This window comes from Paenibacillus riograndensis SBR5, assembly GCF_000981585.1.
Taxonomy (GTDB): domain Bacteria; phylum Bacillota; class Bacilli; order Paenibacillales; family Paenibacillaceae; genus Paenibacillus_AQ; species Paenibacillus_AQ riograndensis.
In genome coordinates this window covers 1,756,746-1,776,111 of sequence record NZ_LN831776.1, presented here as the reverse complement: position 1 = coordinate 1,776,111, position 19,366 = coordinate 1,756,746, and the positions used below count along the sequence as shown (strand labels likewise).

Sequence of the window (19,366 nt, the reverse complement as noted above, 5' to 3'; positions counted from 1 at the left end):
TCTCCCCCTCCCAGCCCAATCAAGGGCGCGCCTGCCTACAAAGGCAGCGCGTAATATTGCGCCCGCTGGCTCTCATCCTGCTGGTACATGACGATCAGCAGGGTGCTTCCACCGGCATCTGGCAGAGCTTCCGCCAGAGCGGTGGAACGCTTGTCCGCCGCCGCAAGCGGCGCTGCGGCTGACGCTGCCGGATTCGCCGCTCCCCTCTTAGCCGCTGCCGTCCCCGCCTCCCCGCCGCCTGCCGGGCTTAAGCTGTCCGGTATCCTGTCAGCATTGTCCGCCGCTTCGGCAACAGCCACGGCTGCCGGGTCAAAGCGCAGTCCGCTGATCGAGTCCAGCACGGCTTCCAGACGGAACGGCAGCACTTCGAGCACGGTGAACTTTTGCAGCTCCCGCTCGCTGAATCCCGCATCGGCCAGCTTGGCAGAGAGCCGCTCCGGATGCTCGGCGATCTCCTTCATATAATGAGACCACTCCGGCTTGTCCAGCGTAATATCCCACCAGATTTTGCGCGGCTTATATTTGTGCCCCAGGAAATAATCCAGCTTCATCAGCCCCGTAATGACGGGCATGGAAGGCGTTCTGCGGTCCGTCAGAAAAGCATGCAGCCGGGTGAACAGATCTTCGAGCTGATGCCCGATCTTCTGCCAGCCCCGCGCCTCCCAGTAATCGCCGAACTCCTGGAAGAAATCGAACGGCGATTGGAACACATGGCGGATCAGGTATTTAACCGAGTGGTCCAGCCTGTGGCTGTTCCAATACTTCTCCAGCACATCCTCCAGCCGCTTGAGGCGGATAATGTCGGAGAACGGCATCACATGGCTGCTCAGAATCTCATATGGGGCGTGCTCCATATACGTATAGTTGTATTTGGCCGCCTGGGCACGGAGCCCGGTGCCGCGCAGCATTTTGAGGAATCCGAGCTGAAGCTCTTCCGGCTCCATGGCAAATACATCGTTGAAGGTCTTGCGGAAGGTCGCGTAATCCTCCTGCGGCAGCCCGGCAATCAAATCGAGATGCTGGTCGATGTTGCCGCTGGCTTTGATTTTCATAACGGTGCGGGACAGCTTGGTGAAGTTCTGGCGGCGTTTGACCAGCTCATTCGTCTCGTCATTGGTGGACTGCACGCCTATTTCGAAGCGGAAGATGCCCGGAGGCGCGTGCTCGGCAAGGAAATCCAGCACCTCAGGACGCATAATATCCGCTGTAATCTCGAACTGGAACACACAGCCCTGATGGTTGTCGATCAGGAACTGGAACATTTCCATCGCGTAATTGCGGTTGATATTGAAGGTGCGGTCAAGAAATTTGATGACTTTGGCACCATTCTCAATCAGATAGAGCAAATCCGCCTTCACCCGTTCAATATCATAGTACCGCACACCCACCTCAATGCTGGACAGGCAGAACTGGCAGTTGAACGGACAACCCCGGCTGGTCTCAAAATAGACAATCCGCTTGCCGAGATCCGGCAGATCATCCGGGAAGCGGTGCGGGGACGGCAGGGTGTTCAGATCGCTTTTGGGACGCGGCGGATTGACGATCAGCTCTTCCCCCTTGCGGTACGCAGCTCCATAGACAAAATGAAACTTGCGATCATCCCGCAGCTCCTGAAGCAAATGGTGGAAGGTCTCTTCCCCGTCACCGTTCACGACAAAATCAATCCCGGCCTCCCGCTGCATCCAGTAAAGCGGCTCATACGATACTTCCGGCCCGCCCAGCACAACCGTAACCTCAGGCATCACTTGCTTGAGAATCCCGATCACCTTGACGGTCTCTTCAATGTTCCAGATATAACAGGAAAACCCGATCACATCCGGTTTCTTCTGGAAGAGGTCGGACACGATATTCATCACGGGATCTTTGATGGTATATTCCGCCAAATGGATATCCTGAAACTCATGCTCGCTGTATGCCTTCAGGAGGCGGATGGCCAGCGAGGTATGAATGTATTTGGCATTTAATGTAGCCAGGATGATTTTCATGCCTGATAACCCTCTTTACATTTCATTTTGAAAAAATTCCAGGAACGGCTTGCCGTATTTACGGTATTTCACTTCACCGACCCCTTTGACTCTCAGCATTTCCGCTTCAGTCTGCGGGCAAACCACGCTCATCTCGCGCAGGGTCGCATCATTGAAAATAATGTAGGACGGCACATGCTCGCGCCCCGCCAGCTCGCGGCGGATCAGGCGCAGCTGCTCGAACACCGTCTCATTCACCGCCGATGGCGACAGATCGCGCACGCGGCTGCGGTCCCGCCCGCCGGAGCTGCCTCCGGTGCTGCGCACCCGGGCCACCCGCTGCAGGACCTGCCGCTGGCCGCGCAGCACTTCGGCGGCCAGCGGCTGAAGCCGCACCACAGGATACTGGCCTTCCGATAAGGCCAGATACCCTTCCGAGATCAGCACATTGATGCTCTCGGTAATCTCCTTCTCGGTGCGGCTGGACATCGCCCCGTGGGTAGGCAGATTCTCGAAGCCGTACTGCAGCACCTTCTGGTTGCGCGAGCCTTTGAGGACAGAGGATACCAGCGCGACGCCAAAGCGTTCACGCATACGGTGGATGCAGGAGAATATCTTCTGGGCATCCACTGTCATATCCACCAGCTCGCGTTCATCTGTACACGAGCTGCAGATCCCGCATGGCTGGTCCCCGTGCTCCTCGCCAAAATAATCCAGCTGGGCGCTGCGCAGACAGCGGGTCGTATAGCAGTAATCGATCATCTGCTGAAGCTTGCGGTATTCATTGGCCTTGCGGTCCGCGTCCTGCGGATTCTGCTCGATCAGGAACTTCTGCGTCATAATATCCTGCGCGCTGAAGAGCAGGATACACTGGCTGGGCTCTCCGTCCCGCCCGGCACGGCCCGCTTCCTGTACGTAGGCTTCCATATTTTTGGGCATATTGTAATGGATGACGTAACGGACATTCGACTTGTCGATCCCCATCCCGAAAGCGTTGGTGGCAACCATGACACGGATATCGTCATAGAGAAAACCTTCCTGGCTCTCCGCACGCTCCTGGTCGCTCATCCCTGCATGATAACGTCCGGCTGCGATGCCGGAAGCCTGCAGCCGCTGATACAGATCATCCACCTCTTTGCGGGTGGCGGCATAGACAATGCCCGGCTGATGGGAGTGCCGCGCCGTATAATCCAGCACGAACTCGCGTTTATTCTCCCCGCGCAGCACCGACATGGCCAGATTATCCCGGCCCAGTCCGGTCATGAATACGCCCGGCTGGCGAAGCCGCAGCAGCCGGACCATATCCTCCATAACCTCTGGTGTAGCTGTGGCGGTAAAGGCGGCAAGAATCGGCCGTTCCGGCAGCTCGTCCACAAAAGGGGAAACCGCCAGATAGCTCGTCCGGAAATCATGCCCCCACTGGGAGACACAGTGGGCTTCATCCACCGCGACACAGGAGATGGACAAGCCTGCCATCTCCAGGCGGAACCAGTCCAGCTCCAGCCGCTCGGGCGCCACATAGAGCAGCTTCAGCTCTCCCCGGCGCGCCGCACGGATGCGTTCATTCACTTCTTTGCCGCTCAGCGTGCTGTTGATATATGCAGCCGGAATTCCGGCCGTGGTCAGCGCGTCCACCTGATCCTTCATCAGTGAAATCAGCGGGGAAATGACCAGCGTAAGTCCCGGCAGCAGCAATGCCGGAACCTGATAACATATCGATTTCCCGCCGCCCGTCGGCATGATCCCGAGCGTATCCCGGCCCTCCAGCAGATTCATGACAATTTTTTTCTGGCCCTCCCGGAAGTCGGGATAGCCATAATATTTTTGCAGTTCAGCCTGCGCCTGTTCCATGGTAGGTGCTTGCATCTTCATCTCTATCATAACTCCTTAAGACTTTCTATCTTTAGTTTACCGGGCAACGGGGTATTGAGCAACCGCCGGAAGTGTAAATCAGGGCATAAAAAATCCCTTTCTAAGCAACACTTGATAGTGATCTTCCAAACTTCCAGCCCCAAGGAGGCGTGACATGCAAGCTTGGAAAGAGAAATATGTTTCATCTATCCAAAAACAAAAACAGCCGTCCCCCGCTCCACCGGAACCGGGCAAGGAAAAGCTGAGTCTCAGCCTGTCAGCCAATCTGGAAAGGCTGCTTAACCGGCTCGGCCAGAGCAGTGATCTGGTCGTACGTGATTTCCTGCTGTTCGGCCGGTACCGGGCAGCGCTTGTTTTTTTCTCCTCTCTTGTCAATCAGGAGCAGATTCAGGAGCATATCCTGAAACCGCTCATGGCCCGATCCGATGACCATCCAGGACTTCCTGACAATCCCGCCGGGCTGTCCCATTATATCTGGAATACAGCGCTTCAAGTCACACAGGGAACCACTGAAGAAGATTTGTCCGCCCTGCCTTCCGGAATCGTCAAAGGCCAGCTGATTCTGCTGATAGAGGGTTCAGCCGAAGCCCTTGTGCTGGACATGCGGCAGGTCGACACCCGTGGTGTAGAGCAGCCGCAGACGGAACAGGTAATCCGGGGACCGAGGGAAGGCTATGTAGAGAAGCTGGAGAACAATCTCTCCCTTCTGCGCTATCGGCTGCAGAGTACGGATTTCCGGATTGAGATCAGTCCAATCGGGTCACGGACCCAATCACGGGTAGCCTTGTGTTATCTGGACAGTCTGGCCGACCCGAAGCTGGTAGCCGAGGTGATGCGCAGAATTTCAATGATTCAAACCGACGGCATCATTGATGCGGGATACATCGAACAATTCATCGAAGACCAGCCGTTGTCTCCTTTCCCGCAGGTTCAGAGCACAGAGCGGCCGGACAAAACGGTAGCCGGTTTGCTTGAAGGGCGGGTTGCTATCCTGGTGGACGGCTCACCTTTTGCCCTGATCGTTCCCGCCCTGTTCAACCAGTTCTTCCAGACGGTGGATGACTATACCGAGCGTTTTATTATGGGCAGTCTCATTCGCATAATCCGTCTGATCGCCTTGGCCTTCTCCCTGTTTTTCCCGGCTTTGTATGTGTCGGTCATTTCGTTTAACCCGGAGCTGATGCCTACCGATTTCGCCGTAGCCATCTCCGGGGGACGCGCCGGCGTGCCTTTCCCGGCTGTGCTGGAAGTGCTGATTATGGAGGTCTCTATGGAGGTGCTGCGCGAGGCCACCATCCGCCTGCCGCAGATGATCGGCGGGGCCTTATCCATTGTCGGTGTGCTCGTTATCGGCCAGGCAGCGGTGGCAGCGGGACTGGCCAGTCCAATCACTGTGGTGATTGTCGCGCTGACGACTATCGGCTCTTTTGCCACACCTGCTTATAATGCGGCGATTGCACTGCGTATGCTGAGGTTTCCGCTAATCCTTCTGGCCGGGATGTTCGGACTCTATGGCGTGATGATCGGCACCATCCTGATTATCAACCATCTGTTGTTCCTCGAATCCTTTGCTGTGCCCTATATGTCTCCGTACATCCCCGGCAAATGGCGCGATTGGAAGGACTCGCTCGTGAGAGTACCTTTGTGGTGGATGCGCAGCCGCCCCAGTTTTCTGCACACCCGGGATAATACCAGGCTTCCTGCCTCCACTCCCGGGAATTATACCGAACAGATTCTTCAGCAGGGAGGAGAGACCAGTGAACCATTCCCGGCAGATCACAACGCTGCGGGCGGCAGCCGTAATCAGTAGCACCATTATTGGGATAGGGATTCTCAGCTTTCCCCGCTATATGGCCGATGCCGGAGGCAGCAGCGCACCTTTGGTTGCTTTTACCGGCGTTCTGATCTCCTTCTTCAGCTTCTGGCTGCTGGCCGCGCTGTGCCGGCGCTTCCCCAGAGAATCTCTGTTTGTGTTCAGCCGCCGGCTTATCGGCCGGCCGCTGGCCATGTTCTTCACTTTGATCATTTGGCTCATTTTCATCATGCTTACCGGCCTTACCGCCCGTCAGTTCGGAGATGTCGCTACAAGTGTGCTGTTCAATAAAACACCGATTGAAGCGACCGTTGTTTTGATGCTGCTGATCTGCCAGCTGTCGGCCCGAAGGAATATAATCAAGTTTTCCTACATTCATTTCTTCTACCTGCCGCTGATTATTGGCCCGGTGATCATAACTATCCTTATTTCTATGAGAGATGTCGACCTGCTGAATCTTCAGCCTGTCCTGACCGCTCCCTCAGCCTCCTTTTGGAAAGGCGCCCTTGAAGCGAGCTATCTGTTCCAAAGCTCTTTTATCATCACGCTGCTGGTTCCTTTTATGCAGCTGCCTAAGCAGGCTGTACGAGCAGGAGCAATCGGTATTTTCGCAGCCGGAGCTGTATATCTGCTGATTGTTATCGCCTCCGTAGGCATGTTCGGTGTGGAGGAAACCAAGCTGCTGATTTATCCCACTCTGGAAACCGCCCGCTCGGCGGTCGTTGGAGACGGTTTTTTGGAACGGATGGACGCCTTGTTCATTGTTATATGGGTAATCTCTGTCTACACCACCATCTACACTACCTATTATATAGCCGCCTATCTGCTGCAGAATTTGCTTGCATTCAGGGATCAGCGGATGACCTCCAGTGTACTGCTCCCTTTGGTTTTTGCCATTGCCATGCTCCCGAAGAATGTCTTTGAGACCTATACATGGACCCTCCTGCTGGGGAAAATGTCCATGATCCTGATGGTCGGCTACCCCGCTCTGTTATGGGCCGTATATGGGGTCCGCCGTTTCCGGAAGAAGGTGCTCCCATGAACAGACTGCTGCTGAAAATAAGCTCCGGATTGCTGGCGGCTGCCGTCATCAGCCTTTTTCTTACCGGATGCTGGGATCAAGTCGAAATCGAGGACCGGGCACTGGTGCTGGGATTATCCATTGATACCGTCCCTCCGGAAAAAGCAGATCAGGAAGAAGAGGTCACCCATCTTTTGGATACTCCGGTGCCGGAGGAAATGATCAGCGTCACAGCGCAGATCGCCGTGCCGGGACGTGTGCCGCTGGGTCCGGGAAGCGGCAGCAGCGAGGACGGGAAGACAAGCCCGGTGTGGGTGGTTACGGTGACGGGGCATTCGCTTGATGATGCCATGAATAATCTGCAGCAGCAGATTGCCGACCCGCGCTATCTCGTGCATTTGCGGGTAATTGTCATCAGCGAAGACATCGCCCGTGGAAGGATGGATGATCTCAATGATTATCTCCGGCGCAATCCCGAAGTCCGGCGCAGAACCTGGCTGCTGGTATCCGAAGGCCGGGCCTCGCAGTTCATGGATGTCAATCCTCCGCTGCAGCGCGTGCCTACACTATACATCCTCTCCATGATGGAGAAAGCAGTAACCTCGGGCAAGTTTCCTCCCGATTATATCGGCACCTACTGGTCCGCGGATTCCAAGTGGGGACAAAGCGCTTATCTGCCTTATGTGGCGCTGCGCAACAAAGACAATGTACTGATTAACGGATTGGCTTACTTCAGCCAGGGCAAAATGGTCAATACCACCAAGCCGCTTGAAATCGGCGCGTTCATGGCGGTTCAGGGAATGGACCCGGGCGGGTACTCCGCTTTTTTCGAAACAAGGGAGCTCGGCGTGGTCATGACCAAAACTAATAAACGATACACAAAGACCCGCAGCTCCATCCGGGACGGCAAACCCGTTCTAACCTATGACATTTACCTCGAAGGGGATTTGGACGAGCACTTTCACAGCGCGAAGCCCGCCGATTCCCCGGCGAGTCTGCATGAGATTGAGCAGGAATTCAATAAGAATGTTCAGACCTTGATCCACAATCTGATCCGGCAGACCCAAAAGGACCATGCCGATATTTTTGGAATGGGCGAGATTATCCGCGCGCATCACCCTGCCTACTGGAAGGAGCATATTCATGACAAGGACGATTGGGAGAAGCTCTATGACAGTGTCACTGTGAATATTAATCTGGCTCTGCATCTGCGGAGAGTCGGACTTAAAGAGACATAAGAATCTATAAGCGGTTTAGCCGCGCAAATGGATGGAAACGGGGAGAAGCTCATGATGCACCTAGTTACCTATACTGCTGCGATCACCATATTTTCCGCACTGATGCTGCTCACAGTGGACCGGGCGATCTATAAGTCCAGCGGATGGGTTCGCGAAAGGAAATACGCCTCTGCACTGGGATGGGGCTGCGCGGGTGTATCCTTGCTGTTCATCGTCTGGCGGCTTATCTTGTTATAGCTGACCAGCCACCTCCTCCCCCTTCCGGGCTCTTTCGTAGTATTTCTTTACCGCTCATGGTATATTGAGGAGTACATTATTAGAGGACGGAGAATGCTTCCATGAATACAAGACGACATCCAAAAGAGGGTTCCAAACGCGGCGTAAGGCCGGGAGTGAAGGCCAAAGCCCAGCTCAAGCCCGGCACAAGAGTCCCAAATGGCAAAGCGAGCGGCAAGCCGGGAGCAGCAGCCAAAGCAGCATCGCCGGTTAAATCATATACGGTAGCGGAGCCTGCCGAGCTGCTGGCTTTTTTGCTGAAGACTATTACAAGCCGCGGACGCAATTCCATCAAATCCATGCTCTCCCGCGGGCAGGTGTCGGTAAACGGCAAAGCCGTAACCAAGCATAATTTCCAGCTGCATCCCGGCCAGACCGTAACCATTGATCTTGAAAAACCGGTCCAGGCGAAGGAAATGACCGGACTGACCATTGTTTATGAGGACGATGATCTGATTGTGATTCAAAAGGAAGCCGGACTGCTCTCCATCGCCACCGGTGAAGACAATGAGCTGACTGCCTACCGCCAGCTGATGGAGCATGTCCGCCAGAGCAATCCCCATAACCGTGTCTTTGTGGTGCACAGACTGGACCGCGATACTTCCGGCGTGATGATGTTTGCCAAAAGCGAACAGCTGCAGCAGACGCTGCAGAATACATGGAAAGAAACGGTAAAGGAACGCTCCTATGTGGCATTGGTGGAAGGCGTGGTCAAAAAACCGGAGGGAACCATCAGCTCCTGGCTGAAGGAAACCTCGACGCTCAAAATGTATTCCAGTCCCCATGAAGGGGACGGCCTTCATGCCGTGACCCACTATAAGCTCATTCAGGGCAACCGCCACTTCTCTTTGCTGGAGGTGCACCTGGAAACCGGACGCAAGAATCAGATCCGCGTGCACATGTCCGATATCGGACATCCCATTGTCGGGGACAAGAAGTATGGTGCGGAGACAAAAGCTGTCGGGCGGCTCGGACTGCATGCCCGCCTGCTCTCCTTCGTACATCCGTCCTCCGGGGAACTGCTTACCTTTGAGAGCGCCATCCCCAAGACATTCCTGAAATACTCTGCTCCGGCACCTTCGAACTGAGCTCAATAATTCAGGCAGGGGAAACATGACCGGCAACATTTTCACTATAATTTGCGTCATGATACAATATAGAGAAACGTAAGAAGGTGCGGTTCTTGTTCCATCCCACTGTATTTGACAACATCAAAATTGCCTTTGAAAACCAGATTTACGATTACGATAACCTGGATGGAATTCTTATCGTGACGGACCGTGCCGATCTGCTGAATCTGGCGCTGATGTCCCGCGAGTTCAGCTTGTCCTTCAGACTGGCCGGCAGCCAAAATGTGACGTCCCAGGTGGTTCTGCTGTCCTCGGTGAAGGAGCTTAGCGACGAAATTCTGGAAACTCCCGGCAGCGATCCCGGCTGCGGCCTTGTATTGCGCTTTTATATGGAAATCCGGAATGTGAACGTCCAGTGTGCAGCAGCCCAGCGGATTCTCAGTTCGATCTGGGGGCCGGATGTCCAGCCCGTTCAATCCCTCACTTACCGGTACGGCCAGGAAGACGGCACCTGCAACAACTGCATTGAACTGAAGTTCAACAGGCAAATTACCGAAGAGCAAATGGAGGATATTCCCCATCTTCTGGAGTTTCTTGTGCAGAGCGCGGAGGAATTGGAGGACATCTACTAACGATAACGGGGTGAAGAGTTCATGGGCTTCCTGCCAACCGCCAAAAGCAAACGCTGGTCCCTCTGGATTCCTGTGTATGCGCTTGTTCTCTGGCTGCTGCTGTTGCTGGACCGTTTTGTTTTGCTGCACAAAGATTTCAGCCCCCTCCTTCTTGCCAGGTATGCCGCTCTTGCGCTTGGTGCATCTATAGTTGTAAACGGCTTTGGCTGGCTGGGCGCACGGCTGGTCTGGCTGATCACTACAGCCGGCATTCTGGCCGGACTGGGGCTTATGATGGCCTATACGTACCGGGAAATGTCCGGCTGGGAGGATCTTGCAGGCTTTCTCATGTTTGTAATGTTTGCACTGGGCGGATTTGCAGCCGGGCTGCTCGCAGAAGGCATCTTGTGGCTGATCAGACACCGGCGCAAGCTCTAGGACCAATTACGCGGTATCAATTCAATGTCACCAGCATCATATAATGAGGTGGATAACCCGTGTCCAATTCCCTTTTGACCAAAAAAGCCCTCGCCCATTCCCTGAAGACCCTGATGGAGCACGTACCGCTGAACAAAATTTCAGTCAAGCATCTGGTGGACGATTGCGGGCTCAACCGTCAGACGTTCTATTATCATTTCCAGGATATTTTTGAGCTGCTCGGCTGGATTTACCAGACGGAAGCGTTGGAGAGCATCGCCCAATATCGCAGCTACAATACGTGGACGGGCGGGTTTTACCGGATTTTTTGCTACATCGAAGCCAACAAGGCCTTTTGCAACAATACGCTGGACTCCCTGGGCAGGACGCATCTGGATGCGTATCTGTATGAAGTGACGAACGATCTGATCATGGGTGTGATTCAAGAGCTCGCGGGCGGGATGGAGGTTGACGCCGAGGATAAGCGGTTTATCGCCAATTTTTATACGCTGGCTTTTACGGGCCTTGTGATCCACTGGATGCGCGGCGGCATGAAAGATGATCCGAAGGTGATTATCGGCAAGCTCAGTGTGCTGATTGAAGGGAATTTTGCCAAAGCGCTGCATCAATACGAGAAAAAGCTGTCGTAACCGTTTCGGGTTCGGCGGCTTTTTGGCTTCTCCGGCCTTCAGCCGTTGTCGGAAAACCTTACACTTTGCTCCAAGTGACCAAAATTCATACACTCGCAGACTATTGGCCATACCCTGTACGCAAGCCTTGGTTTACATTAGGGACAGCAACATCAAACAGCAACCCTATGGAGGCGACACGAGTGAAAAAAGAGTACGGTAACAGCCAGGTTTATTTTGTCGGCGGCGGTATTGCATCTCTTGCAGGTGCAGCCTATCTCGTCAGAGACTGTGACTTTCCCGGACAGAACATTCACATTATTGAAGAGATGAAGATCCTCGGCGGCAGCAATGACGGCGCGGGCAACAGTGAACAAGGTTATGTCATCCGGGGCGGCCGGATGCTGAACGATGAGGCCTACGAGAACCTGTGGGAGCTGCTGAGCACCATTCCTTCAATCGACCATCCGGGGCAATCGGTGCGGGAGGAAATTACCGCCTTCGATGACGCCAATCCCACACATGCCAATGCCCGCCTGATCAACAAGAACGGTGAAGTCGAAGACGTGCTGTCGATGGGCTTCGATATGGCCGACCGTCTGGCCATGGGCAAGCTGATTATTACTCCTGAGGATAAAATGGGCAAAGCACGGATCAACGACTGGTTCGCTCCGCACTTTTTCCAGACGAATTTCTGGTATATGTGGGCAACGACCTTTGCCTTCCAGCCTTGGCACAGTGCGGTTGAATTCAAAAGATATATGCTCCGCTTCATGCATGAATTTCCGCGTATTCAAACGCTTGAGGGGGTTACCCGTACCCCCTATAACCAATATGATTCGATTATTCTGCCGCTGCACAAATATCTGGAGCCTTTCGGCGTAGACTTCACTCTGAAATGCACCGTCACCGATCTGGATTTCAAAGACGGCGACGGCATTACAGTTACGAAGATGCATGTGCTGCGGCAGGGCGTTCCCGATGTCATTGAGATTGCTGAAGGGGACCGCGTGATCGTTACGAACGGCTCCATGACCGAAGGCTCCAGCCTCGGTTCGATGACAACCGCTCCGCGCCTGAACGGTAAGGGAAGCTCCTGGAAGCTGTGGGAGAATATCGCCGCCAAAAAACCGGGCCTCGGCAACCCTTCCTCCTTTGACGATCATGTGGACGGCTCGAAGTGGGAATCCTTCACCGTCACCTTCCAGGACTCGGTATTCTTTGATCTTATGGAAAAATTCACACGCAACCGGGCCGGCACAGGCGCGCTCGTCACCTTCAAGGATTCCAGTTGGTTCATGTCTGTGGTGCTGGCCTTCCAGCCGCATTTCCGCAATCAGCCGGAGCATGTCAAGGTATTCTGGGGTTATGGGCTGTACCCGGACAAGGTCGGCGACTTCGTGAAGAAAAGAATGTGCGACTGTACCGGGGAAGAAATCATGCAGGAGCTGATCGGCCACCTTCATTTCGAAGCGCATAAGAAAGAGATCATGGCTACCGCCAACTGTATCCCTTGCATGATGCCATACATTACCGCCCAGTTCATGCCGAGACTGAACAGCGACCGGCCGAAGGTGGTTCCCGAAGGCTCCACCAACCTGGCTTTTATCAGCCAATTCTGCGAAATCCCGGATGACGTCGTGTTCACCGAGGAATATTCCGTCCGGGCAGCCAGAATTGCCGTGTACACGCTGATGGGTGTGAACCGCCCTGTGGAGCCGATCAACCAGTACCAATATGATGTGCGGACGTTGTTCTCAAGCTTTGTGACTTCGTTCAGATAAGCCTGCTGCTCCAGGTTCCGAATAACATCCAGCAGCATTAGAAAAAGCCCCCTGCCGTTAGCATTCACTAACGGCAGGGGGCTTTGGTGCGCTGCATTCAGGCTGTGCCAATCAGCCAAGGGTCCGGGCAGGCTGCCCCAGGCCGGGCATCTGCCTGTCAGATGCTGCAGGAGCCGTCGTCGCAGCCTTCGGCATCCGGGGCCTTGGACTTAGGTTGTCCGATCACCTGAAGCTCAGGTATATTCTTCTCTTCAGCCCAGACGGTATCCAGCACCTCAGAGAAGACCGGACCCGGCTGAGCGCCTGATACGGCATATTTATTATTGAATACGAAGAACGGTACGCCCGTGATATTCAGCCGCTGTGCTTCCGCAATATCGGTGTCCACTGCATCCGCGTAGGCGTCTGTTTCCAGCATCGCTGCAGCTTCTGCGGCATCCAGCCCAACCTCGGCAGCCAGAGAAACCAGCTCCTCACGGTCTGCCAGATTATGCCCATCGGTAAAATAAGCACACAGCAGCCGCTCCGACATCTCGGCGCCTTTGCCTTTGGCGGCAGCAAAATGGCTCAAACGGTGGCTGTCAAAAGTGTTCGTATTCTGCACGGTATCGAAGTTGAACTCCAGACCCACGCCTTTGGCTTGCTCTGCCAGTTGTGCATTCGTGGCTATCGCTTTCTCACGGGTCATTCCGTATTTGGCAGCCAGCATATCATATACATCCTGGGTTGCCTGCACCGGTGCGCCGGGATCGAGCTGGAAGCTGCGGAAGACCACTTCTACCTTCTCTTGTCCTTCGAACTGGCTCAGCGCGTGCTCCAGCCGTCTTTTGCCGATATAGCAGAATGGACAGGCATTATCGGACCATACATCTATTCTCATGGGGATTCCTCCTGAATCTTAGTAACTTAACATATCTCACTTACATAAATATATATCACTTACAATTGTATAGTTAAAAACTGAAAATTACAAGTATATTTCTTCCGCCGCGGTTTTCACAGCTCCATCATTGAGCGTGACATATGATGCTCATGATCATTCGATTGTATACATGAAATTGCTCCATACACACAAGCTGCTTACACGGGTGTGCCCAGCTCCGGTGCGAAGCTGTCGCCGCCAATTTGGGCTGCCGAAGGATCGAGTCCCAGGCTTTCCTGCAGCAGATTATACAGCCGTGCCCCGATAATCTCCTCTGAGTAGTCAGAGCGGACGATCTGCAGGGCAGCTTCCCCCATCTCCGCACACAGCTCCGGGTTTCCGAGCAATGTATCCAGTGAGGCCGCCAGTGCGGACGGCTCCAGCCCTTCGGCGAGCAGGCCGCTTACCCCATGCTGAACCAGCCCGCGCACCCCCATTACATTAAAAGCAACCGTCGGCAGCCCGCAGGCCCCGGCTTCCAGGATGACCAGCGGCAGCCCTTCATACCGGGAAGGCAGCACGAACAGCTCGGAAACACTGTAGTAGCTGGCCAGAACATCCTTGTTGCGGATCGTGCCGAGGAGAATTATGCGGTCCTCCAGATTTTTTTCCTTAATCAGCGCCCTTAGGCTCTGCTCATCCGGCCCGCCGCCGGCGATCAGTATCTTCAGGTCCGGAATATGCCTGAGCTGCTCCGCAGCTTGAACCAGCAGGGAATGCCCCTTTTGGTATTCGAATAAACGGCCCACCGTAATCAAATATCTGTTCTCCGGGTCTAGCCCAAGCTCCGCCAGCGCCTGCTCCTTGTCCCGCTTGTAAAAAATCGCTGAATTCACAAAATTGGGCAGCAGCCGTATCCGTTCCGCGAGATGCGGGAAGTGGCTGACCATGCTTTTCTGTTCATCCTCGTTAAGCGTTGTCAAAAAGGAAGCCTTGTGCAGCGTATGCTTCTTAATAGGCATTATCCATTTATGTATGCTGCCCCCGTGATAGGCGGCAATGATTGGAATGTTCAGCTCCTTGGCCGTCGAAGCCAGCCGTTCAAAACGTCCGGAGGCATATTCCTGGGCATAAATCAGGCTGACCCCGTCCCCGCGCAAAATTCCGGCCAGATCCTTTTGAATGGTGGATATATATTGGGAGATAAATTTGCCGATGGGTGTCCGGTGGGAGAGCGGAATCAGGCAATACGATTTATAAAGTCTGCCCACAGGAATGAATTTAATGGTGCAATCCACAATGCCATGCCGGTAAGTGCGGACCTCATCGCCGACCCGGGTGAAATTGTAGATAGTGGTGCGGATGCCTTTGGTATGTAAAAGACGCGCATAGTCGAAAGAAAAATCGTTATGATACGAACTTACATATTCCTCTTCACTGAGACCCAGGCCTTTTACGAAGAAATCTTCAAAGTAATTGGTATGCATAAAAATCCCGACATGCATAACGTCTCCTCCTTAAAGTTTTGATAGCTTAAGCTTCCTGAATCCATTTCGCAAAACTGACTTCGGAAGCATACACTTAAGTTTTGATAGCATCTACTTCCTGCATCTGCTGCGAAAAACTGACTTCGGAAGCATACACTTAAGTTTTGATAGCTTAAGCTTCCTAGATCCGCTTCGCAAAACTGGCCCCGGAAGCATAGATTAAGCTTGGTCCAAATAGTTCGTACTACTTAAAAAAATCTGCAACTATTTTCCTAATCATTATAATCGTAAACGCTATAAAAAAAAGTAAACGAAAGTGGTATATACGCCCTACCTGAAGGGGGGTACACTTAGAGCAACAAGAAGTTTCGGTGCATTATATTATGGTAAAGCGGACGCCAGGCGCGTCCCGGAAGGAGTCAGCGGCATGCATGATGTGTCTATCGTAATTCCCACGCGCAACCGGATCAAGGATCTTACGCTGTGCATTGAGTCTATCGGCAGGCAGACCGATCTTGAAGATGTCTCGATTGAGCTGCTGATTGTGGACGATGGCAATATTGAGGAGCAGGTGCTGGAGTACTTCCGCAAAGTGCTGAACCGGATGCCTCAAGCGGAGCTGCGTTATTACCGCAAAACCAAGCCCGGTGTCTGGCTCTCCCGGTATGAGGCACTCGGACTGATCGATGGAGACATTCTGCTCAGCTTCGACGACGATGCCGAACTGGATGATCCGCTGTATATCCGCCGGATGCTGGATACCTACGCGGCGGACAAGTCAATCGTCGGGGTCGGGGGCATAGCCAAAGGCATGTCCAGCAGCAGATCCGGCAAGCTGCTCGGTATGCTGACCTGCCAAATGTCAGCTTCGCCAGGCCGGCTGTCTGCCAGCACACTTGCAGGCTCTCTGCTGCTCTGGGGAGAGACTGAGGATACCTTTGAAACGGATTTTTTCCACGGCTGCAATATGTCCTTCCGTGCTTCGGCGCTGAAGGACATGAAGCCTTATCCCTGGATGACCAGCTATGCAGTGGCTGACGATATTTATATGTGCCATCTGGCCAGCAAATACGGCAAGCTAGTGATCAATCCGGATATGAAGATTACCCACCACGAGTCTCCAAGCTCCCGCGACAAGGCGGGCCGGGTCGCGCGGGCCACGGCCGTCAACCATTATTATCTGCTGAATCTGCGCAAAGCCCCGGTGAAAAATTACGCCGCCCTGCTGTGGACGCTGACTTATCTAACCGGCAAATCGACATTGAAGCGCAACTTTAATGCCGTTTCAGGCTACCTCAGCGGCATTCTCTTCGTACTGAACCCCCGCAAGAACAAGTACCGTGAGTATATGCTGGACTAGGCACGAGCCAGCTTGATGAATCAGTTAAACATGAGCTAGTTATGCAGGAACCAGTTATGCAGGAATTAGCTATGCAGGAACCAGCTATGCAGGAATTAGTTATGCAGGAATTAGTTATGCAGGAATACTATGCCGAAATTAGTTAAATAGGAGCCAGCTTGCCGGGAATCCATGCATGGACCGGGTTACCCTGGACCTAACGGCTATGCCGTCCTTCATTGGATTGCATAGCCGTTTTGCATTATAAGTTTTTAGGGTATCCGGCAGCAGGCCCAAGTGGAAAAAGTAAACTTAAATCTCCTTCATGCCCCTTTTCCAGAGGTGTTAGTTGGAAAAAGGACAACTAATCCGGCCGATTCCCGGCAATACAGGGAAATTCGCTTAAATTAACTTTACTTTTTCCCACTATTTCCTCTGCTTAATGCTTTTTTGCCGATTGAAGTGAACTAATTCCACTTCGCCTCCCTGCAACTCTCGCGGACAGTCCCTTCCCTCCTTGCGTCCTTCCCCCTTCTTTCTTGTTACTGTACTCTTGCTTCCTTCCTTTCTTGCGCCACCTTACTTTCCCCAACTCCCAGTCTCTACACCATACATGCAATAGAAGAAAATCATTATTTCCGACCAACAGGAGTAATAAAGAACAAAAAAACTCCCGTTCCCCTCAGAGGGAGGCCACTGTAAAGCTAATTTTCAGTGGCCTCCCTCTGAGGGGCGGAAGTTTCCGTAATAGGTCGTTCAGGTCCGCCTTATGGGGGGACTCTTGCGTTTATGCCTTATCTTTCGCTCAGCCGCCGCCTAGCGAAGCTGATCCTTCATATTTCCTTTCACCCAAGGGCTGCCTTAGACCGCAAGCTCCTTAGAAGGCGCTGCAGTGCGCTTGTTCTGGCGTGCAAAGTACAAGAAGGTGAGCGCCAGGAAGATCACAGCGTAAATCAGCAAGTAGACGATTTGCTCTCTCATCAATGCGTAGTCTCCGCTGCCGATGATTGCCTTGTAGCCGACGATGCTGTGCGTCATGGGCAGCCAAGGATTAACCTTCTGCATCCAGCCTGGCAGCATCTCCAGCGGGAAGGTGCCGGCGCTTGAAGTGAGCTGGAAGATCATCAGTACAATCGCCAGGAAGCGTCCCGGATTATCCAGCCACGTAACCAGTGCCTGAACAATCATCGTGAAGCTGAAGCTGACGATCAGCGTGAACAGGAAGAAGAGTGGTACGCTCTGTACCTCCAGCTTCAGGCCGTATAACAGGACAATATCGGCAAGAAGCGACTGGAGAATGCTGACCATCACGAAGGTGAGCGTCCGGCTCAGAAATCGGCCCATCGGCGAAGCGCCCGGCACATTCGAATCGCGCAGTGAGAATACAGTACTGAACACCAGCGCTCCCACGAACAGGGCAAGCGACAAGAAATACGGCGCGATTCCCAGTCCATAGTGATCCAGCTTATGATCCGTCTTCTCTGTGAGCTTCACCGGCTCGGCGAACATGCTCACCGTATCATCCCCGGATTTCACGCTGGAGGTATCCGCTGCGGCGTCGGTCAGCTTCTCCGCCAGTTCACCGCTGCCGCTGGCCAGCTTGCCGGCGCCGTCATTCAGTTCTCCCGCTCCATCCTTCAGTTTGACCGCTCCTTCAGAGAGGCCGTCTACGCCTCCCGCAAGCTTGGTCAGCCCTTGCCCCAGCTGGACGGCGCCCTTGTTCAGCGCCGCAGCCCCGGCAGCCAGCTTGCTGCCGCCTGCGCTGGCCTGATTCAGCTTCTGGCCAAAGGTCTGCAGCCCTGTGGCCAGCTGGGAGCCGCCATCGCTTAGCTGCTTGGCGCCTGCAGCCAATTGCTGCTGTCCCGAGTCCAGCTTGGTACTGCCGGCCAGCAGCTGCTCCTGTCCGGTGTGCAGCTGCTGGCTGCCTGCGGCAACCTGCCGGCTTGCAGCCAGCAGCTGCTGGAACTGCTCATTCTCCTGCAGGCCGGGCGTTGCCGCCATCATCTGCTCCAGCCCCTTGGCCACCTGATCCGCACCGGCGGCAAGCTGGCTGCTGGCCGCTTCAGACGCGGTCAGTCCCTCTTTCAGCTGGCTGCTGCCCGTCTTCGAGGCCAGCAACCCTTCGTTCAGCTGTGCAGCGCCTTTCTGCGACTGCACAGCACCAGCCTGGAGCTGTTGCTCAGCCTTGACCAGCTGGCTTAATCCGCCGGCCAAGCCTGTCGTTCCCTGCGTGAGTGTACCTGTGCCTTGCTTCAGACTGCCCGCGCCGTTATACAGCAGCTTCAGTCCGCTTTGCAGCTCGGTTGTGCCGCTGGCCAGCTTGTTCAGGTTGGTCTTCAGCGTGGCCAACCCGCCCTGGAGTTTGCCTGCTCCATCCTTAAGCTTAGTTGCACCTTCGCCTGCATCTCCAAGGCCTTGCGAGATCGTGTCCACCTGCTCGAACATACTGCGAGTATAGGCTGCTGTTATCTGGGTGGACAGCTTGGCCTTCAGCTTGCTCATCGCACTGTTGCCGATTTGCCCGGCGACAAAGTTATAGTCGCTGTTCGGCTCGAACACAATCTCTGCCTGAACCGGATGCTCCGCAGTCAGTGTTGTCGCATTTTCCGAAAAGTTGGCGGGAATCGTAATGGTCATATAATAACGGTTATGGGCCATGCCGTCCTCGGCTTCAGCCGCGTTAACGAAATTCCACTTGAAATCGTCGTTATCCTTCAGCTCATCCACGAAGTCCTTTCCCACTTCCATGGATTTGCCCTCATAGACAGCTCCCTTATCCAGGTTAACAACAGCAACAGGGAGCTTGCCCGTATTGCCGTACGGGTCCCAGGAGGCATCCACCAAAAAGCTGCTGTACAGCATCGGCAACGCCGCTACACCCAGTAAAGTGAGCACAAGCATAGGCTTGGTCAAAAGTATTTTCATATCCTTCAGAAACACAGTAATAACTTTCATTGCCGGCACCTTCTATCTCTTGTTTGTA

The 19,366-nt window shown here is 54.0% G+C and carries 15 protein-coding genes; 10 read left to right on the top strand and 5 right to left on the bottom strand.

Going from position 1 to position 19,366, the window contains the following annotated elements:
• Positions 1-35: 35 nt before the first annotated feature.
• Positions 36-1,985 (bottom strand): B12-binding domain-containing radical SAM protein, encoded by a 1,950-nt coding sequence (locus PRIO_RS07735; protein ID WP_046501766.1) that lies wholly within the window; start codon positions 1,983-1,985, stop codon positions 36-38.
• A 15-nt stretch (positions 1,986-2,000) separates the two neighbouring features.
• A complete protein-coding gene (recQ, locus tag PRIO_RS07730) occupies positions 2,001-3,836 on the bottom strand; it encodes a DNA helicase RecQ (protein WP_046501763.1) in 1,836 nt (611 codons plus the stop codon).
• Positions 3,837-3,990: 154 nt separating this feature from the next.
• Here recQ and PRIO_RS07725 point away from each other — a divergent pair, with 154 nt between their 5' ends.
• The 9 genes from PRIO_RS07725 to PRIO_RS07685 all read left to right on the top strand — a co-directional run bounded on the left by PRIO_RS07725 (position 3,991) and on the right by PRIO_RS07685 (position 12,695).
• The gene (locus PRIO_RS07725) at positions 3,991-5,646 is read left to right on the top strand and encodes a spore germination protein (protein WP_020427361.1); all 1,656 of its coding nucleotides are present in this window, start codon (positions 3,991-3,993) and stop codon (positions 5,644-5,646) included.
• Positions 5,594-6,691 (top strand): GerAB/ArcD/ProY family transporter, encoded by a 1,098-nt coding sequence (locus PRIO_RS07720; protein ID WP_020427360.1) that lies wholly within the window; start codon positions 5,594-5,596, stop codon positions 6,689-6,691. Before PRIO_RS07725 ends, PRIO_RS07720 begins: the two co-directional genes overlap by 53 nt.
• Positions 6,688-7,908, top strand: coding sequence for a Ger(x)C family spore germination protein (locus PRIO_RS07715; RefSeq protein ID WP_020427359.1), 1,221 nt, complete (start codon positions 6,688-6,690; stop codon positions 7,906-7,908). The genes PRIO_RS07720 and PRIO_RS07715 overlap by 4 nt, the downstream gene beginning before the upstream one ends.
• Positions 7,909-7,959: 51 nt before the next feature.
• On the top strand, positions 7,960-8,145 hold the full coding sequence (locus PRIO_RS07710; RefSeq protein WP_141639065.1) for a CLC_0170 family protein: 186 nt from the start codon (positions 7,960-7,962) through the stop codon (positions 8,143-8,145).
• 101 nt (positions 8,146-8,246) lie between these two features.
• Entirely contained in the window at positions 8,247-9,272 is a 1,026-nt protein-coding gene (locus tag PRIO_RS07705; RefSeq protein ID WP_020427357.1) for an RluA family pseudouridine synthase, read from the top strand.
• 95 nt (positions 9,273-9,367) lie between these two features.
• Positions 9,368-9,886: a hypothetical protein gene (locus PRIO_RS07700; RefSeq protein WP_020427356.1), complete on the top strand. Its 519-nt coding sequence runs from the start codon at positions 9,368-9,370 to the stop codon at positions 9,884-9,886.
• Between the two features lie 21 nt (positions 9,887-9,907).
• On the top strand, positions 9,908-10,303 hold the full coding sequence (locus PRIO_RS07695; protein ID WP_020427355.1) for a hypothetical protein: 396 nt from the start codon (positions 9,908-9,910) through the stop codon (positions 10,301-10,303).
• 59 nt (positions 10,304-10,362) lie between these two features.
• A complete protein-coding gene (gene dhaS / locus PRIO_RS07690) occupies positions 10,363-10,932 on the top strand; it encodes a dihydroxyacetone kinase transcriptional activator DhaS (RefSeq protein WP_020427354.1) in 570 nt (189 codons plus the stop codon).
• Positions 10,933-11,099: 167 nt separating this feature from the next.
• Positions 11,100-12,695 carry an oleate hydratase gene (locus PRIO_RS07685; RefSeq protein ID WP_039786948.1) on the top strand — a complete coding sequence of 532 codons (1,596 nt, stop codon included), beginning with the start codon at positions 11,100-11,102 and terminating at the stop codon, positions 12,693-12,695.
• Between the two features lie 157 nt (positions 12,696-12,852).
• Here the strand turns inward: PRIO_RS07685 and PRIO_RS07680 are convergent, their stop codons facing one another.
• Both PRIO_RS07680 and PRIO_RS33755 read right to left on the bottom strand, forming a co-directional pair.
• A complete protein-coding gene (locus PRIO_RS07680; protein WP_020427352.1) occupies positions 12,853-13,575 on the bottom strand; it encodes a DsbA family oxidoreductase in 723 nt (240 codons plus the stop codon).
• 200 nt (positions 13,576-13,775) lie between these two features.
• Entirely contained in the window at positions 13,776-15,062 is a 1,287-nt protein-coding gene (locus tag PRIO_RS33755) for a glycosyltransferase family 4 protein (protein ID WP_020427351.1), read from the bottom strand.
• A 409-nt stretch (positions 15,063-15,471) separates the two neighbouring features.
• Here PRIO_RS33755 and PRIO_RS07670 point away from each other — a divergent pair, with 409 nt between their 5' ends.
• Complete coding sequence (locus PRIO_RS07670) at positions 15,472-16,404, top strand: glycosyltransferase family 2 protein (protein WP_020427350.1); 933 nt, start codon at positions 15,472-15,474, stop codon at positions 16,402-16,404.
• Between the two features lie 840 nt (positions 16,405-17,244).
• On the opposite strand, the gene PRIO_RS07665 is transcribed toward PRIO_RS07670, so the two are convergent.
• The gene (locus tag PRIO_RS07665) at positions 17,245-19,338 is read right to left on the bottom strand and encodes a YhgE/Pip domain-containing protein (protein WP_020427349.1); all 2,094 of its coding nucleotides are present in this window, start codon (positions 19,336-19,338) and stop codon (positions 17,245-17,247) included.
• Between the last annotated feature and the right edge of the window lie 28 nt (positions 19,339-19,366).

What these genes read in the sequence shown, in the direction of transcription:
- PRIO_RS07735 (WP_046501766.1), bottom strand. Translation starts at nt 1,985, where the DNA reads ATGAAAATCATCCTGGCTACATTAAATGCCAAATACATTCATACCTCG.
- recQ (WP_046501763.1), bottom strand. Translation starts at nt 3,836, where the DNA reads ATGAAGATGCAAGCACCTACCATGGAACAGGCGCAGGCTGAACTGCAA.
- PRIO_RS07725 (WP_020427361.1), top strand. Translation starts at nt 3,991, where the DNA reads ATGCAAGCTTGGAAAGAGAAATATGTTTCATCTATCCAAAAACAAAAA.
- PRIO_RS07715 (WP_020427359.1), top strand. Translation starts at nt 6,688, where the DNA reads ATGAACAGACTGCTGCTGAAAATAAGCTCCGGATTGCTGGCGGCTGCC.
- PRIO_RS07710 (WP_141639065.1), top strand. Translation starts at nt 7,960, where the DNA reads ATGATGCACCTAGTTACCTATACTGCTGCGATCACCATATTTTCCGCA.
- PRIO_RS07705 (WP_020427357.1), top strand. Translation starts at nt 8,247, where the DNA reads ATGAATACAAGACGACATCCAAAAGAGGGTTCCAAACGCGGCGTAAGG.
- PRIO_RS07695 (WP_020427355.1), top strand. Translation starts at nt 9,908, where the DNA reads ATGGGCTTCCTGCCAACCGCCAAAAGCAAACGCTGGTCCCTCTGGATT.
- PRIO_RS07685 (WP_039786948.1), top strand. Translation starts at nt 11,100, where the DNA reads ATGGAGGCGACACGAGTGAAAAAAGAGTACGGTAACAGCCAGGTTTAT.
- PRIO_RS07680 (WP_020427352.1), bottom strand. Translation starts at nt 13,575, where the DNA reads ATGAGAATAGATGTATGGTCCGATAATGCCTGTCCATTCTGCTATATC.
- PRIO_RS33755 (WP_020427351.1), bottom strand. Translation starts at nt 15,062, where the DNA reads ATGCATGTCGGGATTTTTATGCATACCAATTACTTTGAAGATTTCTTC.
- PRIO_RS07670 (WP_020427350.1), top strand. Translation starts at nt 15,472, where the DNA reads ATGCATGATGTGTCTATCGTAATTCCCACGCGCAACCGGATCAAGGAT.
- PRIO_RS07665 (WP_020427349.1), bottom strand. Translation starts at nt 19,338, where the DNA reads ATGAAAGTTATTACTGTGTTTCTGAAGGATATGAAAATACTTTTGACC.